At 29.6% G+C, this 385-nt stretch carries 1 protein-coding gene; it reads right to left on the bottom strand.

Features of this window, described 5'->3' with window-relative positions; translation table 11 throughout:
• Nucleotides 1–131 precede the first annotated feature (131 nt).
• The coding region (locus O6B72_RS09400; protein ID WP_269492997.1) for a hypothetical protein at nt 132–385 on the bottom strand (254 nt) is incomplete at its 5' end.

Below are 385 nucleotides of genomic sequence, written 5' to 3'. Positions count from 1 at the left end.
AAGTTTTACATTTTAGTTTAAAGTTTTTCATAACTTTCCTTTTAAAATGTAATTTTTTTAGCATAAGTTTTAAATAGTGGTAAAATGCCACTTGCATAGGTTTTACAGGGGGTTAATCCCCCTAAAATCAATTACTCCTTATAATACGGCACTTTTACCACTTTATCGCCAACTTTTAGCTTTATAAAGCCACTTGGACTTTGAGGCAAAGTAGTTTCGTTTAAATCACTTGTACTAGCTAGTATCAACTCTCCAAACACATTTAAATTCTTAGTATAAAAATCATTTTCTTTATTTCCATTTTTAAGGGCGTAGTCTTTTAAGCTTTGGGCTTTTACATAAAGCTTTAATGTCTCATTTAGCTCAGTTTTTAACTGATAATTCT

Source organism: Campylobacter ureolyticus (assembly GCF_027277485.1).
GTDB lineage: Bacteria > Campylobacterota > Campylobacteria > Campylobacterales > Campylobacteraceae > Campylobacter_B > Campylobacter_B ureolyticus_B.
This window is presented reverse-complemented; position numbering and strand designations above follow the sequence as displayed.